Source organism: Pseudomonas sp. 3B-A001-10F (assembly GCF_056313565.1).
This window is the reverse complement of the sequence record NZ_JBQYFW010000039.1, coordinates 20,981-40,564: the sequence shown is the minus strand read 5'-3', so window position 1 is coordinate 40,564 and position 19,584 is coordinate 20,981. Positions and strand designations below refer to the sequence as shown.

At 61.9% G+C, this 19,584-nt stretch carries 5 protein-coding genes; 3 read left to right on the top strand and 2 right to left on the bottom strand.

Annotated elements, in window-relative coordinates; all coding sequences use genetic code 11:
* Positions 1–17 precede the first annotated feature (17 nt).
* From pvdO to AC0ZWN_RS25345, 3 genes are all read left to right on the top strand, one after another.
* A complete protein-coding gene (pvdO, locus tag AC0ZWN_RS25355) occupies positions 18–905 on the top strand; it encodes a dihydropyoverdine dehydrogenase (protein ID WP_476337061.1) in 888 nt (295 codons plus the stop codon).
* A 109-nt stretch (positions 906–1,014) separates the two neighbouring features.
* Complete coding sequence (locus AC0ZWN_RS25350) at positions 1,015–2,664, top strand: cyclic peptide export ABC transporter (RefSeq protein WP_093431948.1); 1,650 nt, start codon at positions 1,015–1,017, stop codon at positions 2,662–2,664.
* A 114-nt stretch (positions 2,665–2,778) separates the two neighbouring features.
* A complete protein-coding gene (locus tag AC0ZWN_RS25345) occupies positions 2,779–5,259 on the top strand; it encodes a TonB-dependent siderophore receptor (RefSeq protein ID WP_476337059.1) in 2,481 nt (826 codons plus the stop codon).
* 950 nt (positions 5,260–6,209) lie between these two features.
* On the opposite strand, the gene AC0ZWN_RS25340 is transcribed toward AC0ZWN_RS25345, so the two are convergent.
* Both AC0ZWN_RS25340 and AC0ZWN_RS25335 read right to left on the bottom strand, forming a co-directional pair.
* Positions 6,210–7,184 carry an alpha/beta hydrolase gene (locus AC0ZWN_RS25340; protein ID WP_476337057.1) on the bottom strand — a complete coding sequence of 325 codons (975 nt, stop codon included), beginning with the start codon at positions 7,182–7,184 and terminating at the stop codon, positions 6,210–6,212.
* Positions 7,185–7,259: 75 nt separating this feature from the next.
* On the bottom strand, positions 7,260–19,580 hold the full coding sequence (locus AC0ZWN_RS25335; protein ID WP_476337055.1) for a non-ribosomal peptide synthase/polyketide synthase: 12,321 nt from the start codon (positions 19,578–19,580) through the stop codon (positions 7,260–7,262).
* Positions 19,581–19,584 lie beyond the last annotated feature (4 nt).

Below are 19,584 nucleotides of genomic sequence, written 5' to 3'. Positions count from 1 at the left end.
TTTCACAGAGACGACTCATGAAAAAGCCCCATGCCTGTTTCACCTTCAAGGCCTTGCCCGCGCTGGCCCTGACCGCGCTGTGCGCCGGCCTGTTGCCCGGCGCAGCTCAAGCGGCGACAGTGCCGGCGCCAGGCAAAGTGTTCAAGGACTGCAAGGACTGCCCGGAAATGGTCGTGCTGCCGACCGGCACCTTCACCATGGGCACCCCGGACGACGAAGTCGGCCGCGAACCGGACGAAGGCCCGCGCCACGACGTGACCTTCAGCAAACCGTTCGCCATCAGCCGCTTCCAGGTGCTGGTCGGCGAGTGGGACGCGTACGTGCGCGAAACCGGCAACAAGCCTTACGACTTCGATGATCGCCCGGGCCGCCGCTGCACCGCCGGCAAACCGGAATTCAAACAGACTGCCCGCGACCCGGCCGTGTGCATGAACGTCGCCGAAGCCCAGGGCTACATCGATTGGTTATCGAAAAAGACCGGCCACGCGTATCGCCTGCAAAGCGAATCGATCCGCGAGTACGCCGCACGCGGCGGCAGCACCGGGCCCTTCCCTTTCCCGTTCGATGAAGGCAACAACTACCAGATCTCCAAACACGCCAACACCTATGGCGCCGCCGACGGTTACAACTTCACCTCCCCTGCCGGGACGTTCCCGGCCAATGCCTTCGGCGTTTACGACGCTCACGGCAACGTCTACGAATGGACCGCCGACTGTTATCACAAGGACTACTCCGGCGTACCCAACGACGGTCGCCCATGGACCCAGGAAAACTGCGAGCGTCAGGTCATGCGCGGCAACGATTGGGGCGAGGCGCCGGTGTTCTCGCGCTCCGGCAACCGCAACAGCAGCTGGCCGACCAGCAAAGGCGACTGGCTCGGGTTTCGCGTAGTGCGCGACCTCTGATCCTGCCCATCCCGACCGCAGCCCCGCCTGCGGTCGTTTAAAGAAAGTCCGTGACCATTCGTTTTCCTTAAGTACCGGCACTCCCTCCGCACCGAAGCAGGAATCCTCCATGACCAAGCCTACGCGTGGGGCGATCAACGAATTGTTCGCCTTGCTCAAGCCCTTCCGCCTGATCGTCTCTGTGTCCATCGTGCTCGGCATGATCGGCGGCCTGAGCGTCACCGTGCTGCTGGCGACCATCAACAATGCCCTGCATTCCGACGACGGCCTGACCCGCACCGTGGTAATGATCTTCGCTGGCCTCTGTGCGTTGGCCTTGTTGACGACGATTTTGTCCGACATCGGCACCAACTACGTCGGCCAGCACATCATTGCCAAATTGCGCAAAGAGCTGGGGGAGAAAGTCCTGTCGGCGCCGATCGACCAGATCGAACGCTACCGCAGTCATCGCTTGATCCCGGTGCTGACCCACGACGTCGACACCATCAGCGACTTCGCCTTCGCCTTCGCCCCGCTGGCAATTTCCATGACCGTTACCCTCGGCTGCCTCGGCTATCTGGCCATGCTGTCCTGGCCGATGTTCCTGATGATGCTGGTGGCCATTGCCATCGGCACGACCATTCAAGCGATTGCCCGGGCCAAGGGCATGCGCGGTTTCTACGCCGCACGCGACTCTGAGGATGAACTGCAAAAGCACTACAACGCGATTGCCGAGGGCGCCAAGGAACTGCGCATTCACCGTCCGCGTCGCCAGCGCATGTTTGTCGCCGGTATTCAGAAAACCGCCGAGAAGATTTGTGACACCCAGATCAAATCCATCAACACTTTTGTAATCGCCAAGTCCTTCGGTTCGATGCTGTTCTTCGTGGTCATCGGCATGGCACTGGCCCTGCAATCCTTCTGGCCCAGCGGCGACAAAGCGGTGATGAGCGGCTTCGTCCTGGTGCTGCTGTACATGAAGGGGCCGCTGGAGCATCTGGTCAGCACCTTGCCGATCATCAGCCGTGCGCAGATTGCCTTCCGCCGCATCGCCGAACTGAGCGAGCAATTCTCCTCGCCCGAACCGCATCTGCTGCTGGAAGACCAAGGCAAGAAACCCGGTGCGGTCAACAGCCTGGAACTGCACAACGTGCGCTACGCCTTCCCACCCGTGGAAGGCAGCGAACCGTTCCGTCTGGGGCCGGTCAACCTGCGCATCGAACAGGGCGACATCGTGTTTATCGTCGGTGAAAACGGTTGCGGCAAAACCACGCTGATCAAACTGCTGCTGGGCTTGTACGCGCCAACCGAAGGCGAAATCCGCGTCAACGATCAGCCGATCACCGCGCTCAACCGCGATGACTACCGGCAGAATTTCACCACGATCTTTGCCGACTACTACCTGTTCGACGATCTGATTCAGGGCGACCGCGAAGTCCCGCAGGACGCGACCCGCTACCTCGAACGTCTGGAGATCGCGCACAAGGTCAGCGTGCGCGACGGCGCGTTCAGCACCACCGATTTGTCCACCGGCCAGCGCAAGCGCCTGGCCCTGGTCAATGCCTGGCTCGAAGAGCGGCCGGTGCTGGTGTTCGATGAATGGGCGGCCGATCAGGACCCGACGTTCCGGCGGATTTTCTACACCGAGTTGCTGCCTGACCTCAAACGTCTGGGCAAGACCATCATCGTCATTTCCCACGATGACCGTTACTTCGACGTCGCCGATCAACTGGTGCGCATGGAGGCCGGCAAGGTCAAGAGCGAACTGCAAACCGCTTGATCGACGAGGCCGCGGCCAGGCCGGAAAAATAATTTTCCGGTTTGCCGCGGCTTCCTCGTCTTAATGAGATGAATAAGAACCATTAACAACTATACCTGCCAAGGTCTTAACCTCATGTCCGCATCCCGTTTCATGCTTCGCCCTCTGACTCGAGCCCTGCTGATGCACGGCGCGACACGCACTCGACTAGCCGGCACCGGCCTTGGTCTGGCACTGACATTCACGGCAGCGCCGTATGTCCAGGCCCAGGAATGGACCCTGAACATCCCGTCGCAGCCACTGGCCCAGGCACTGCAAACCCTTGGCCAGCAGACCAGCCTGCAAATCATCTACAGTCCGGAAAGCCTGCAAGGTCTGCGCTCCAGCGCGCTCAACGGCCGCTACCAGGATGATGATTCGCTCAAGGCGATGCTCAACGGTACCGGCATCCGCTACCAGCGTGACGGCAACACCGTGACCGTGCTCGGCCCGGCCACCGGTAGCGCGATGGAACTGGCCCCGACCAACGTCAACGCCAGCCGCCTCGGTGCCACCACTGAGGGCAGCAACTCCTACACCACCGGCGGCGTGACCATTGGCAAGGGCGTGCACTCGCTGAAGGAAACCCCGCAGTCGGTCACGGTGATGACCCGCAAGATGCTCGATGACCAGAACCTCAACACCATCGAACAGGTGATGGAGAAGACCCCGGGCATTACCGTGTATGACTCGCCCATGGGCGGCAAGTATTTCTACTCCCGCGGCTTCCGTATGACTGGCCAGTACCAGTACGACGGCGTGCCGCTGGATATCGGCAGCAGCTACGTGCAGGCCGACAGCTTCAACAGCGACATGGCCATTTATGACCGCGTGGAAGTTCTGCGTGGCGCAGCCGGCATGATGAAAGGCGCAGGCGGCACCGCCGGTGGCGTCAACTTCGTACGCAAACGCGGCCAGGACACTGCGCACACGCAGCTCTCATTGTCGGCAGGCACCTGGGACAACTATCGTGGTCAGGTCGATACCGGCGGCCCGCTCAACGATTCCGGCACCATCCGTGGTCGCGCCGTGGTCACCGAACAGACCCGTCAATATTTCTATGACGTGGCCAGCCGCAAAGACCAGATCTACTACGGCGCCCTGGACTTCGACCTCAGCCCCGACACCACCCTGGGTCTGGGTTTCGCCTGGGAAGACGTCGACGCTACGCCATGCTGGGGCGGCCTGCCGCGTTACGCCGACGGATCCGACCTGCACCTCAAGCGCTCCACCTGCCTGAACACCGCGTGGAACAACCAGCGCAGCAAACGCGCCACCTACTTCGCCGACCTGAAACACCAGTTCAACGACGACTGGTCGCTGAAAGTCGCCGGGGTGTATTCGCGCAACACCCAGGACATGGAATACGCCTTCCCGAGCGGTGCAGTGCCGGTCGGTGCCACGGCTTCGAATACGCTGATGCTGGGTAGCATTTACGACTACGACCAGCGCGATTACGGCTTCGATGCCTATGTCGACGGCAAATTCGACGCCTTCGGCCAGCAACATGAACTGACCATCGGCGCCAACGCCAGCCGTTCGCACAAGGATGACTTCTACGCCGTCGCCGCCCTGCCCCAACGGCAGAACGTGCTCGACCCCAACCACCACATCCCGCAACCGGACGAAAGCTACTACCTGGCCAACGCTTCCCGTGGCGGCCCGGTGGACATGCACATCAAGCAATACGGCGCCTACTCGATCGCCCGCCTGAAACTGGCTGATCCGCTGACCCTGGTACTGGGCAGCCGTGTCAGTTGGTACAAGTCCGACACCGATTCGGTGCAGTACTTCCGTGGCGAAGGCACCCAGGTCGACACCAAGTCCACCGAAACCGGCCAAGTCACGCCGTTCGCCGGTGTGCTGTTCGACCTCAACGACAACCTGACCGCCTACGCCAGCTACACCGACATCTTCACCCCGCAAGGCGCTTACAAGACCATCGATGGCAGCACGCTCAAGCCATTGGTTGGCCAGAGCTACGAGCTGGGGATCAAGGGTGAGTGGTTCGACGGTCGTCTGAACAGCTCCTTCAACCTGTTCCGCACCCTTCAGAAAGATGCTGCCCAGGATGACCCGCGTTGCGAAGACAGTTCTTGCTCGATCAACTCCGGCAAGGTTCGCGCGCAGGGCTTCGAGGCTGAAGTCAGCGGTGAGGTGATTGATCGCCTGCAATTGCTCGCCGGTTACACCTACACCCAGACCAAGGTGCTGGAAGATGCCGACGCCACGCAGGATGGCGTGGTCTACAACTCCTACGTGCCGCGCCATTTGCTGCGTGTCTGGGGTGACTACAGCCTGAGCGGGCCGCTGGATCGCGTGACGATCGGTGCGGGTGTCAACGCGCAGACGGGCAACTACCGGACTTCGCCTTTGGGCGGTGACAACATTGATGGCGCCGGTTATGCGGTCTGGAACGGTCGCATTGGCTACCGTATCGATGACACCTGGTCGGTGGCGCTTAACGGGAATAACCTGTTTGACAAGCGTTACTACTCGACCATTGGTACCGAAGGGTTCGGTAATTTCTATGGTGATCCGCGTAACTTCGTGATGTCGGTCAAGGCTGATTTCTGATTGGGTGTGTTGTGAGAGAGCCCCGCTTTGGTGGGGCTTTTTTTTGCCTGTTGGTCTTGGCGGCCTTCGGGCCGACCATGCTCTTTGGGTTTTGGGGGCATATCCGTTGCTGCGGGTGTTGCCGCTGGCGGTTTCGCTCTTACAGCGAGTCCCTTTTTCAAACGCCAAAAAGGAACCAAAAGGCTTTGCCCCCGGCGTACGGCACTTCGCTGAGGCTCAGTGTTCCCTCGCTACGGTGTCCATCCGGGGGCATCGCCTACGGTTTGCTGCGCTGCACCTCCTCTCGATGTATGCGGCTACGCCGCACGGCGCTGCGCGCCTACCCCCCGGATGAACACCTCCGCTCGGCCTGCCGATGGGGCAAAAGATCAAAAACCAAAGCCAAAGCCAAAGCAAGATCACAAGCCAGATCAAGAGCCCCTCACCCTAACCCTCTCCCGGAGGGAGAGGGGACTGAGCGTGGTGTTTGGGAGAGCTACGCCGACGTGCGATACCGCGTTGAACTTAGATTCTGAAAAGCCCACAAATTGGCTCCCTCTCCCTCGGGAGAGGGCTGGGGTGAGGGGCAGCTCCAACACAAATCCAAAGCCGACCACGCTGTTGCTCCTCACCACTCAACAGGATGAGCGTTAGCTCGGCTGCGGCTTTTGATCTGTAAGGCGACGTCGGAAGGCTGAGTGGAGGGATTGATCCGGGCGTGGGAGCGCAGCGACCGTTTGGCGCAGCCAAACACAGCGAGAGGAGGTGCAGCGAAGCAAACCGTAGGCGCTGCGCCCGGATCGATCCCGCAGCGAAGGAACCCCGAGCCCCAGCGAGCGGGCCGCACGTAGGAGCAAGCGTTTTTGGTTACTTTTTAGGCGTTTGTAAAAAGTGACCCGCCGTAAGGGCGGAACCCTAAGCCGCCATTACCGCAGCAACGGATATTCACCCAAAAACCACCCCCCCAAAAATCAAACCAACACCCGCGCCAACGCTCGGCTCAGGCGTTCATGCACCCGCAAAACATCAGGCATCACCGAAGCCATCCGCAGCAAATCATGCGTCAGCCCGGGACAATGCTCAACCTCAACACTCACCCCCTGCCCCCGCAACTTATCAGCGTAAGCCTGCCCCTCATCAAACAACGGATCAAAACCCGCCAACAACACAATCGCCGGCGCCACCCCCTGCAGATCCTCCGCCAACAACGGCGAAAAGCGCCAGTCCAGATAATCCTCCGGACTGCGAGCGTAATGCTGATAAAACCAGTCAAGCGTATCGCTCTCCAACAAATACCCCTCGCTGAACAACAACCGCGAATCGTGCACGCGCGAAGCATCGGTCACCGGATAGCACAACAACTGTGCCTTGGGTGCGATGGCCACAGTATGCGGTTGCACCACCGCCTGAATCGCCAGCACCGTAGCCAACGTCGCGCCGGCACTATCGCCACCAAACGCCACGCGCGAGGTATCAAGCCCAAGACTCACGGCGTTTTCCGCTAACCACGACAAGGCGTCTTCGCCATCCTCCAGTGCCGTTGGAAAACGATGCTCCGGGGCCAGTCGATAGCCGACCGACAACACCGCACACGGCGTGCGCTGGCAAAACTCGCGGCACACACCGTCGTGAGAGTCGAGGCTGCCGACAACAAAACCGCCACCATGGAAATACACCAGCACCGGCATCGGCATCGGCATCGGCATCGGCGAGACCGCAGCGTTGGGTCGATACAGACGCAGTGCCAGCGGCGCACCATCGCGTGCCGACGTGTCGATTTCGCTGACCAGCAGGTCTTCAGGCGCGGGCCAGCGCAGTTGCGCCGTGGTCTGCTCGAAAGTCGCGCGGGCTTCGCTCGGAGTCATTTGGTGCATGGCCGGCAGGCCGGCGTCCTGGCTATCTTGGGCCAGGTCGAGGAAGGCTTCCAGATCAGGGTGTAACGACATCGCTAAAATCCTTGTATCGGCAAAAAAAGGGGCGCGCCGCGGCAGCGCCGCCGAAGATGACTGAACGCGTGGCGATCAGCCCGCGCGTGCCATGCAATGCTCGACCAACGCTTCCAGCTCACGCTGGTAATCGCTCATCAAGGCATCCATGGTGCCGGCGCGATAACGCTGGCTGCTGTAGATGCAACGCAAGGCCAACTGACCGTCATAGACCTGGCCGACAATTTCCAGCCAATTGCCCAGATTGGCTTTGAGGCTGTAGTTGTCACCGGTTTCTTCCAGCGCCGGCACCAGCAGGGCCTGCTCGTCGAAGCTCTGGTCGAATTGCCCCAGGTAGTTGAACGTGACCCGCGCTTGCGGCAGCTCGGCCAGTTGCCTCGACACCTCAGCGCCTGCCAGATGCCGCAGCACGCCATAGCCGATGCCTTTCTGCGGCACCGCTGCCAACTGTGCCTGCACATTGACGATCGACTGGCCGATGTCGTCGCTGTCGGGGCGCAAACGCACCGGGAACATGCTGGTGAACCAGCCCAGGCTGCGGCTCAGGTCGATGGCCTCGAACAGATCTTCACGACCATGGCCTTCGAGCAGGATCAGTGCCGACGGTTGTTGACTCCAGCGGCACAGGGCACGGCTGAGCGCCGACAACAGCAGGTCGTTGATCTGCGTGCCATACACCGCCGGGGCCTGTTTGAGCAGTTGTTCAGTGTGCTCGCGAGACAATTTGAGCCGCGCCTGCGCCTGCTGACGCACGAGGTTTTTGCCGCGCAGGTTGTCGCACGGCAAGTCGACGCCCGGCTGATCCAGTTGCTCCAGCCAATACCCCAGCTCCTGCTCGGCAATCACCGGCGCCTGCGCCTGCAAGGCTTCGGCGAACGATCGGTAACTGCTGGTGCGAATCGGCAGTTTCGGCTGCAGCCCCTGCACGCACGCCTCGTAAGCCATTTTCAAATCATCAAGCAGAATTCGCCACGACACGGTGTCGACCACCAAGTGATGAATCACCACCAGCAGGCGCGCCTGGCCATCCGGCAAGGCGACGTGCATCACCCGCCAGACCGGCCCGTCATCGAGTTTCAAGCTGCGCTGGGCAAGGTTGGCCAAGGCTTCGACCTGCTCGCTGTTGTCCGCCTCGCGGCGCCAGAGCAACGTCTCGCCCTGTTCACTGAGGTCGCAGTAACGCTGCATCCAGCGCCCGCCTTCGTGGGAGAAACGCAGGCGCAACGAGTCGTGATGTTGCTCGATCCAGCCCAGTGCCTGCTCGAGCGCATCGAGGTCCAGCGGCTGGCGCGCGCTCAACAGCAATGACTGGTTGTAGTGATGCGCCTCGGCCATGCCTTCAGCAAAGAACCACTCCTGAATCGGCAAGAGATTGAACAAGCCCTCGGCGGCCACGTGCGTGACGTCCGTCTGCGGTTGTGCCGTGCCCTCCTTCGCCGCTTCCTGCTCGACGATGCCGGCGATGGTCTGATAACGCATCAGGTCGCGCAGCTTGAGATCCATCTGCAACGTCGGGTGGTTTCTGACGCGGGAGATCACCTGCAAACTCAAAATCGAATCGCCGCCCAGCTCGAAGAAGTTGTCGCTGATGCCCACTTGTTCGACCTGCAGCACCTGCGCCCAGATGTCCGCGAGCAGGCTTTCCTGCTCATTGCGCGGGGCGACGTATTCTTCGGTTTTGAATTCCGGTTCCGGCAGCGCCTTGCGATCCAGCTTGCCGTTAGGCGTTACCGGGAAAGCGTTCAGGCAGACGATCTGCGCCGGCACCATGTATTCCGGCAACGAGGCGCGCAGGCCCGCCTTGAGTTCATCGCCGATGTCCTCGCCGCTTGCGGTGACCACATAACCGATCAGTTGCTTGCCCGAGGCATTGTCGCGGGCGATCACCAGTGCATCGGTCACCGACGGCAACTGGCGCAGACTGGCCTCGACTTCACCCAGTTCGATGCGGAAGCCGCGGACCTTGACCTGATGGTCGATACGGCCGACGTAATCGACCACACCGTCGGCGCGTAAACGCACCAGATCGCCGCTGCGATACAGGCGCTCGCCCACCGCGAATGGATTGGGCACGAAGCGCTCGCAGGTCAGGTCCGGACGGCCGTGATAACCCCGGGCGACGCCATAGCCACCGATGTACAACTCACCGGCAAAGCCTGGCGGCAGCGGGTTCAGGTCTTCGTCCAGCACGTACAGCGAGCGCGCGCCCACGGCACGGCCGATCGGCGCGTACGCCGCTTCGCAATGCTGGCTGACCGGGACTTTCCAGAGCATCGGCGTGACCACGGTTTCGGTCGGGCCGTAGCCGTTGGTGAAGTACTGCGGACGCAGCGCAGCTTTGACCTGCTCGAAGGTCTGATCCGGCACCGCGTCACCGCCGAAGCAATAGATGCGCACGGGTGGCGGCGCAATACCGCTGGCCGCCGCGTACTCGGCCAGTTGCTTGAGATAGGCCGGCGGGAAGCAGGCAATGGTGATGCCGTAGTCGTGCAGCGCCTGATAGGTCTGCTCCGGCGTCCACAGGCAACCGTCGCGAATCAGCAGACGACCGCCGCTGTACAAGGTGCTCAACCAGCGCTCATGGGCCCCGTCGAAGGCGAACGACATAAAGTGCAGCTCGCAACTGCTGGCGTCCATTTCGTACAGCTCGGCGATGGCCTGACAGTGCATGCTCAGCGGGCCTTGGGTCACCGCGACGCCTTTCGGCCGGCCGGTGGAACCCGAGGTGTAGACCAAATAGGCCAGGCCCTGCTCCTGCACGCGACGTTCGGGGGCGTGGTCGGCGTAGCGGCTTTCATCGAGGTGATCGATTTCCAGGCGCAGCAGGCCTTGCGGCGCCGGCAACGTGCTGCGCAGACTGCTCTGGGTCAGCAACAGCGCCATGCCGGAATCTTCGATCATGTAGGCCAGACGCTCCGGCGGATAGTCGATGTCCAGCGGCACGTACGCCGCCCCGCTCTTGAGTACGGCGAGGAAGCTCACGACCATTTCCAGCGAGCGTGGCAAGGCCACGCCGATCACCACTTCCGGCCCGGCGCCGTGTTCGATCAGGCAGTGCGCCAGTCGGTTGGCGCGTTGCTCGAGTTCGGCGTAGGTCAGGTTCATTCCGGCGCATTGCAGGGCGATGGCCTGCGGCTGCTGTTGCGCGTGACGACTGATCAGTTCCGGCAACAGCGCGGCTTGATGGGTGTGTGCCGGTTCAGCGCTCCAGGCTTGCGCCGCTTGCCATTGCTCGCCGCTCAGGCGCTGCAAATTACCGAGGCGTTCGTACGGCGCCGCCAGCATCGCGGCGAGGGTGTTTTCCATGGTCTGGCGAATACCGACAACCGCCTCGGCGCTGAAGTGGCTGCGCAGGTACAGGTATTCGATCGACAACTCGTCGCCGAGCATCACCGCGAGGTCCATCGGAACGTTGGTCACGCCATGGCCGATGGATTTGCCGAAGGTCAGATCGGTGTCGTTGTCTTCCTGCAAGCGATCGTCGATCGGGAAGTTTTCGAACACCACGATGCTGTCGAACAACGCCTGCCCACCGAGGCTGGACCAGCGTTGTACATCCGCCAGCGGCGCCTGGGAATAATCACGGATGTCGAGGTTGTAGGCTTGCACTTCGCCCAGCCAGTCAGCCAGACGCTGATCGGCTTGCGGGGTCTGAATGATCGGCAAGGTGTTGATAAACAGACCGAGCATGTTGCCGACATTCGCCAGACTTTCCGGACGCCCCGACACCGTGGCGCCAAAGGTCACCGTCTGCTGCCCGGTGTAGCGTTGCAACAGCAGCAACCATGCACCCTGAATCAGCGTGTTGGGGGTGATGCGCAGGTCGCGACAGAACTGCAACAGGCGCGCGGTCTGCGCTTTATCCCAGTTCGAATAGATTGCATCGTGACCGGCGACATCGGCGCTGTGGCGCGGGTGCATCGCCTGGCTCAGTGCCGTCGGCTCGTTGACCGCCGCCAGTCGCGCCTTCCAGAACAGCTCCTGGGCGTCCTGATCCTGCGCCTGCAACCAGGCGATAAAGTCGCGGTAACGACCGTTCTCGCCGATGATTTCGCCCTTGGCGTAATACTGCAGCACCTCACCAAACAGCCGCGAACTGCTCCAGCCGTCCATGAGGATGTGGTGGCTGGTCCAGATCATCTGGTACTGATCCTCGCTCAGGCGCAACAGGGTCACCCGCAACAAACGCGCTTCGGCCAGATTGAAACCGAGCGCACGGTCAGCGCTGGCGAACTCGGCAATCAGTTCTTCACTGGTCTCCCGATCACGCCAATCGAGCACCTGCATTTGCAACGGCGCATGGCGATGCACCACCTGCAACGGTTTGGCCAGGCCGTCCTGCCAATGGAAACTGGTGCGCAGAATCGCCTGACGGGCGATGACAAATTCCCACGCCTGACGGAAGCGCTCCACGTCCAGGCCCTTGATCGGCAGGCTGACCTGTTGCACGTAAAGGCTGCTGCCGTTATCCGACAGCGTGTGAAAGAGCATGCCTTCCTGCATCGGCGACAGCGGGTAGACATCCTCGATCTGGTCGGCCGGCACCGGCAACGCATCTAGCTGCGCCTGATCGAGTTGCGCCAGCGGATAATCCGCCGGCGCCTCGTCGGTCGACGACTCGAGCGCAACCACAGCGGCGAGCTTCTGCACGGTCTGCTGCTGGAACAGGTCTTTGGGGGTGAAGCGAATCCCCTGCTGGCGCGCACGGCTAACCAGTTGAATCGAGATGATCGAATCGCCGCCCAGCGCAAAGTAGTTGTCGGTCACGCCGACTCGTTCGATCTTCAGAATATCCTGCCAGACCTCGGCGAGTTGCTGCTCCAGCGGCGTCGACGGCGCCACGTATTCGCGCTGCGACTGGCTGAGGTCCGCTGCCGGCAAGGCTTTGCGGTCAAGTTTGCCGTTCGGTGTCAGCGGCAACTGTTCGAGGAACAGCCACTGCGCCGGCACCATGTATTCCGGCAGGTGCGCCTTCAGCGCGGCCTGCAGCGTTTCACTCAGATCGTCCAATTGTTCGAGGCTGAGGCTGCTGTCACTCGGCACCACATACGCCACCAGTTGCTGACCGCTGTGGCCATCCACCGCCAGCACCACGCCTTCGCGCACGCTGTCCTGAGCGAGCAGACGCGCTTCGATTTCACCCAGTTCGATGCGGAAACCGCGCACCTTGACCTGATGATCGATGCGGCCGACGTATTCGATCCGGCCGTCATCGCTGAAGCGAGTCAGGTCGCCGGTGCGGTACATGCGTTCGCCGCTGCTCGAGAATGGATTGGGCACGAAACGTTCGGCGGTCAGGCCGGGGCGGAACAAATAGCCACGGGTGATGCCGTCGCCGGCCAGGTACAGTTCGGCCGCCACGCCCAGCGGCGCTTGCTGCAATTGACCATCGAGCAGGTACGCCGTGGTGTTGACCAGCGGCCGGCCGATGTTCGCCAGACCACCCAGTTCGCGGCGGGTGCAGGTCGAATAGGTGGTGTCTTCCGACGGCCCGTACAGGTCGTAGACGTGCTCCACCGCCGTCTCGCGGTAGAGCGTGTCGACCAGGCTCTGCTTCAGTGGCTCGCCGGCGAGGTTGATAATGCGCACGCCCGGCGGAATTTGCCCGGTGCGTTGCAGCGCGGCAATCGCCGACGGCACGGTGTTGATCAGGCGCACCTGATCGCGCTCCGGCAAGTCCGGCAGTTCCAGGGCATTGCGCGCCATGACGATCGAGCCGCCGCGTGCGAGGGTGACGAAGATCTCCCACACCGACAGGTCGAAGCACACCGACGTCGACGCCAGTACACCTTGCAGATCGTCTTCGCTGTAGACCTCGGCGGACCAGTGAATCAGCGCCTGCACGTTGCGATGGGCAATGGCCACGCCTTTCGGCTTGCCGGTGGAACCGGAGGTGTAGATCACGTAGGCCAGATTGGCCGAATCTCCCCGCGCAGGAAGATTGTCCGCAGGCTGCTCGGCAAATGCTGCACCACCCGCCTCGACCAGCACCACCTGCGCATCGGTCTGCGGCAGTTGCGCCAGCAGCGACTGCTGCGTGAGCAAGACTTTCGCCTGACTGTCGTCGAGCATGTAGGCCACGCGATCCGCCGGGTAATCCGGGTCCAGCGGCACATAGGTGCCACCGGCCTTGAGCACCGCCATCAGGGCAATGACCAGCTCCGCCGAACGCGGCATCGCCACGCCTACACGGATTTCCGCACCGACACCCAGTGCGACAAGATGATGAGCCAACTGGTTGGCGCGTTGATTGAGCTCGGCATAGCTCAGGGCGACGCCGGCATGACTCAGCGCCAGTGCCTGCGGATGTGCCGCGACGCGACGTTCAAAACTTTGCGGGATCAACCGCTCAGCCGGATACGCGGCCTGATGGTCGTTCCATTGCGCCAGGGTCTGGCGTTCGGCGAGTGGCAACAGGCCGATCTCACCGAGCAGACGCTGCGGCGCCTCGATGAATTGACGCAGCACTTCTTCCAGATGCCCCGCCAGACCTAGCACGCTGCGTTCGGCAAAGTGTTCGGTGAGGTAGTTGAAGTCAAGGTTCAAGACATCGCTGGCCCCGGCGATCAGGGTCAGGCCGTAGTTGGTTTGCTCGCGATGCTCCAGGCCAGCGAAACGCAGACCGCCCGGATTGGCTTCCAGCGCTTCGGACACCGGATAGTTTTCAAACACCAGCAAGGTGTCGAACAACGCTTCGCCGCTCAGCTGGGCCAGACGCTGGATGTCCTGCAACGGCGTCTGCTCGTAGTCGCGCAGCAACAGGTTTTTGTCCTGCACGCTGCGCACCCAGTCGCCGACGCTGAGCGTGGCTTGCGGGCTGGCGATCACCGGCAAGGTGTTGATGAACAGGCCCAATTGCTGCTCGATGCCCGGCAGATCCACCGGACGTCCGGACACAGTCGCACCAAAGGCTACCGTGGCCTGGCCGGTGTAGCGCTGCAACACCAGCAACCACGCGGCTTGCACCAGACTGTTGAGGGTCACTTGCTGCTGACGGGAGAAACCGTTCAGGCGCTGAGTGAAGGCTTGGTCGAAATGCAGGCGATGCATCTGTTTGCCAGGCCCCGGCACGGTACGCCCGTGACAGGCCGAAGCCAGTCGGGTCGGTTCGTCCAGTGCGGCCAGTTGTCCGCGCCAGAATGCCTCTGCGCCCGCCTTGTCCTGACCTTGCAGCCAGACGAGGAAGTCGCGATAACGGCCCTGCGCGCTTGGTACCGGCTGACCGGCGTAATCCTGCAACACCTCGCCGAACATCCGCGAGTTGCTCCAACCATCCATGAGGATGTGGTGGCAGGTGAAAATCAAACGATGGCGGTCATCGCCGGTGCGCAGCAGGCACAGACGCAGCAGCGGCGGGTTCTGCAGATCGAAACCGCGTGCGCGATCAGCCTGCGCCCGCGCTTCGAGCACGGCCGGCAAGTCCGCCACACCGCGCACATCGACTTCGGGCATTTCCAGGGTCAACTGGCGATTGATCACTTGCAGCGGCGCATCGAGGCCATCGCGGCCCCAGATAAAACCGGCGCGCAGCACTTCATGGCGATCCACCACGCGCTGCCAGGCCTGCTGGAAACGCGCCACGTCGAGGCCGTCGATATCCAGCAGCATCTGATAGACATAGGCGCTGGCATCGGCGTCGTACAGGCTGTGAAACAGGATGCCTTGCTGCATCGGCGCCAGCGGATAGATGTCCTCGATGCGCTGGGCAGCGATCGGCAAGCTATCCAGATGCGCCTGGGACAACCCGGCCAACGGCACGTCCGATGGCGTCAAACCGCCGCTCGGATGGTTCAGGCAATGGTCGATCAACTCGCTCAGCGCTACTTCATAAGCGCGGGCCAACGCGTTGATGGTCGCCTCTTCAAAGACATCGCCGCTGTAAGTCCAGGTCAGGCTCAACTGGCCCTGATAAACCCGGCCATCGATGGTCAGCCAGTTGGCCATCGGCGCGTTTGCGTCCTGACCGGCGCCCTTGTCTTCAGTGGCCGGCACCCACAGGGCGTGTTCATCGAAGTTGTTGTCGAACTGGCCGAGGTAGTTGAACGTCACCTTCGGTTGCGCCAGTTCGTTCAAGACCCCTTGCGACTCGGCGCTGCCTAGATGACGCAGCAAGCCATAACCGATGCCTTTGTTCGGGATCGCGCGCAGTTGCTCCTTGATGCCTTTGATCGAGGTTTCCAGACTGGCGTCCGGGGTCAGGCGCACAGGGAACATGCTGGTGAACCAACCCACCGTGCGGCTGAGGTCGACGTCATCGAACAGGTCTTCGCGACCATGGCCTTCAAGCTGCACCAGGGCGCTATCGGTGTTCGTCCATTGGCACAGCACGCGGGCCAGCGCGGTCAGCAGCAGGTCGTTGACCTGGGTGCGATAAACCGCAGGTGCCTGCTGCAGCAACTGGCGAGTGCGTTCGGCGTCGAGACGCGTATCGACGCTGCGCTCGAAACGGTTGCTCAACTGGCCATGCGGGTTGTCCAGCGGCAGTTCGACCGACTCATCGCGCAGTTGCCCGCGCCAGTAATCCAGTTCGCTTTCCAGTTCAGCGCTACGGGCATGCTTCTGCAGACGCTCGCCCCAATCCTTGAACGCACTGGTCTTGGCCGGCAGACGCACAGCCTGACCGCTGCTCAGTTGTTGATAAGCGCTTTGCAGATCTTCCAGCAGAATCCGCCACGACACGCCATCGACCACTAGGTGATGGATCACCAGCAGCAGACGCTGAGTGGCGTCCGGCAAGTCAACCAACACTGCACGAATCAGCGGACCATCGAGCAAATCGAGGCTGCGTTGCAAGTCCAGGCACAGCGCTGGCAATGCTGCGCTGTCGTCCAGGGTGACCGTGCGCAACAAGGTTTGCGCCTGATCCGCCGGCGCGTGGCTCTGCTGCCAGCCATCGTTGGTTTGCCGGTAACGCAGGCGCAAGGCGTCGTGGTGGCGCTGCAACTGCACCAGCGCCTGCTCCAGCGGCGCCGCGTGCAGTGCGCTGGCCGGGGTCAGCAGGATCGACTGGTTCCAGTGATGCCGCGCCGGAATGTCGCTGTTGAAAAAGTAATGCTGGATCGGTGTCAGCACTGCGTCGCCGAGCACTTCGCCCTGCTGCATTTGCACCGCGTCGCTCTGTTGCGCGACGGTCGCCAGACGTTGCACGGTCTGATGCTGGAAGATGTCTTTGGGGGTGAAGCGAATGCCCGCCTGACGCGCGCGGCTGACCACTTGAATCGAAATGATCGAGTCGCCGCCCAGCTCGAAGAAGTTGTCGTTGAGGCCGACCCGCTCGACCTTCAACACGTCCTGCCAGATCTCGGCCAGACGCTGCTCCAGTTGGTTGCGCGGCGCCGCATAGACTTCCTGCACCTGCGCAACTTCCGGGTGCGGCAGTTGCTTGCGATCGAGTTTGCCGTTGGCGGTCAGCGGCAGACGCTCAAGGAACGCCCAACTGACCGGAACCATGTAATCCGGCAGGGTCTCGCGCAAATGTGCCTTGATTGAATCGCGCAATGCGCCCTGCCCTGCGACGTCCAGTTCCTCGTTCGCGACAATCCACGTCGTCAGTTGCTGGCCGCTGATCCCGTCGACCGCCAGCACCACCGCTTCGCGCACATCGGCATGCTTGAGCAGTTGCGCTTCGATTTCGCCCAGCTCGATACGGAAACCGCGAATCTTCACCTGATGGTCGATACGGCCGATGTACTCGATCACCCCGTCGCCGCGCAGCCGCGCCAGGTCGCCGGTGCGATACAGACGCTCGCCGGCCTGTGGATTGAACGGGTCTGGCACAAAACGTGTGGCGGTCATGCCGGCCTGATTCAGGTAGCCCCGGGCCAGACCGGCACCGGCGATGTACAACTCGCCGATGCAACCTTGTGGCACCAGGTTCAGCGCGCCATCGAGCAAGTACCACGACAGGTCGACAATCGGCTCGCCAATCGGGCTGCTGTGGCTTTGCTCAAGATCGGCCATCGACAATGGCCGGTAGGTCACGTGCACCGTGGTTTCAGTGATGCCGTACATGTTGATCAGCGTCGGCGCATGGTCGCCGAAACGTTCGAACCACGGGCGCAGGCTCTGCACTTCCAGCGCCTCGCCGCCGAACACCACGTAACGCAGAGAGTTGTTGCGCGACGACTCGCTGGCGACCTGCATCAAGGGCTTGAACGCCGACGGCGTCTGGTTCAGCACAGTGACGTTTTCATCGCACAGCAGCGTGTAGAAATCTTCCGGAGAACGGCTGATGTCATGGGGCACCACCACCAGTTTGCCGCCATACAACAGCGCGCCGAAAATCTCCCAGACCGAGAAGTCGAAGGCGTAGGAATGGAATAGCGTCCAGCTGTCCTGCGGGCCAAAATCGAACCAGTGTTCGGTGGCGCTGAACAGCCGCATGACGTTGCCGTGCGGCAGCAATGCGCCTTTCGGTTTACCGGTGGAACCGGAGGTGTAAATGACGTACGCCAGACTGTCCGGCGAGGTCAGGCATGGCGGGTTGGTTTCATTGCCGGGCTCTGGCGCCTGATGCAGATCGAGGCACGCCAGCCCCGGTGGCACCGGCAGTTGCGCGAGCAGATGACCCTGGGTCAGCAGCAGCTCGATGCCGCTGTCCGCGATCATGTAGCTCAAGCGATCATCCGGGTAGCCCGGATCCAGCGGCACATAAGCGCCACCGGCCTTGAGCACGGCAAGGATGGCGACAATCATGTCCAGCGAACGCTCGACCGCGACACCAATACGCACGTCCGGGCCAACGCCACGGGCGATCAGCGCATGCGCCCACTGGTTGGCGCGGCGATTGAGTTCGGCGTACGTCAGGCGTTGCCCGTCGTACGTCACGGCGATCGCATCGGGATAACGCTCGGCCTGCGCTTCAATGGCTTGGTGAATGCACTGCTCAAGCGGTTGCTCGACCCGCTCAGGATTCCACTGCGCGAGCAATTGTTGCTGCTGGCCGGCATCGAGCATCAGCAACTGGCCAATGCGCTGGGTCGGCGCAGCGACGATGGCCTGCAACAGCGCGTTCCAGTGTTGTGCCAGACGCTCAATGGTCGCGGCGTCGAACAGATCGGTGGCGTATTTCAGTACGGCTTCGATGCCATGGGCTTGTTCGGTGGTGTTGAGGGTCAGGTCGAACTGCGCGGTCTGGCTCTGCCATTCCAGTGGCTCGATGCTCAGGCCATTCAAACGGGTTTCGACACTCACGCGGCGCTCGGCCTGATGGTTGAACATCACCTGGAACAGCGGGCTGTGACTGAGGCTGCGGCCCGGTTCCAGTGCTTCGACCAGTTGTTCGAACGGCAAGTCCTGATGGGCCTGCGCTTCTTGCGCGGTCTGTTTGACCTGACGCAGCAGATCGACAAAGGACATCTGCCCATCGATGTCGGCCTTGAGCACCTGAGTGTTGACGAAGAAGCCGATCAGCCGCTCGATCTCTACCCGGCCACGGTTGGCATTTGGCACGCCGACGCGGATGTCGGCCTGACCGCTGTAGCGATGCAACAAGGCCTGGAACGAGGCCAGCAAGACCACGAACAGGGTGACGTTTTCGTGCCGGGCGAAGGCTTTGAGCGCGTTGCTCAGCGCCGGGTCGAGAATCAGGTTATGGCTGGCGCCAGCGAAGCTTTGCTCGATGGTGCGCGGGCGATCCATCGGCAGTTCCAGCACCGGTTGTTCGCCACCGAGTTTCTCTTGCCAGTAGGCCAGTTGCCGCTCCTGTTCACCGGCCTCCATCCACTGCCGCTGCCACAAGGCGTAGTCGGCGTATTGAATCGGCAGCGCCGGCAGACCGGCGTCGTGACCGAGGTTGAAACCGGCGTAGAGCTGCACCAGTTCCTCGATCATCACTTGCAGCGACCAGCCATCGGAGACGATGTGGTGCAGGGTCAGCACCAGCACATGGTCATTGGGGCCGACTTGCAGCAACGCTGCGCGCAAAAGCGGGCCGTGCTGCAGGTCGAAAGTTTTCTGGCTCTGGGTCTGTACGAACGCCTGGATCGAGGCATCCGCGTCGTTGGCCAGCTCAGTGCTCAGTTGATGGATCTCCAGTGCAAAGGGCCCTGCGGGCAGGACCACTTGCAAGGGTTGCGCGGTTTCCTGGGAGAACACCGTGCGCAAGGTTTCGTGTCGTTCGATCAGCGCCTGGACGCTGCGCTCCAGCGCGCTGACATCCAGCGGACCCTGCAAGCGCAGGGCCGTCGGAATGTTGTAGGCCGCACTGTGCGGCGCCCACTGCCAGAGAAACCACTGGCGCTGCTGAGCGTAGGACAGCAGCAACGGCTCTTCAGCCGTGCGCTTGAAAACCGGGGCAATGTCAAAGAGGTTGACGCCTTTCTGCTTGAGCAGAACCGCCAGAGCCTTTCTTTGCTTAGCCGAAAGTTGTCCTACCGACTCGATTAACTCTTGCACGCGT

Bases quoted from the DNA above. Each gene is read 5' to 3' on its own strand.
- AC0ZWN_RS25345 (WP_476337059.1), top strand. From the start codon at position 2,779: ATGTCCGCATCCCGTTTCATGCTTCGCCCTCTGACTCGAGCCCTGCTG.
- pvdO (WP_476337061.1), top strand. From the start codon at position 18: ATGAAAAAGCCCCATGCCTGTTTCACCTTCAAGGCCTTGCCCGCGCTG.
- AC0ZWN_RS25350 (WP_093431948.1), top strand. From the start codon at position 1,015: ATGACCAAGCCTACGCGTGGGGCGATCAACGAATTGTTCGCCTTGCTC.
- AC0ZWN_RS25340 (WP_476337057.1), bottom strand. From the start codon at position 7,184: ATGTCGTTACACCCTGATCTGGAAGCCTTCCTCGACCTGGCCCAAGAT.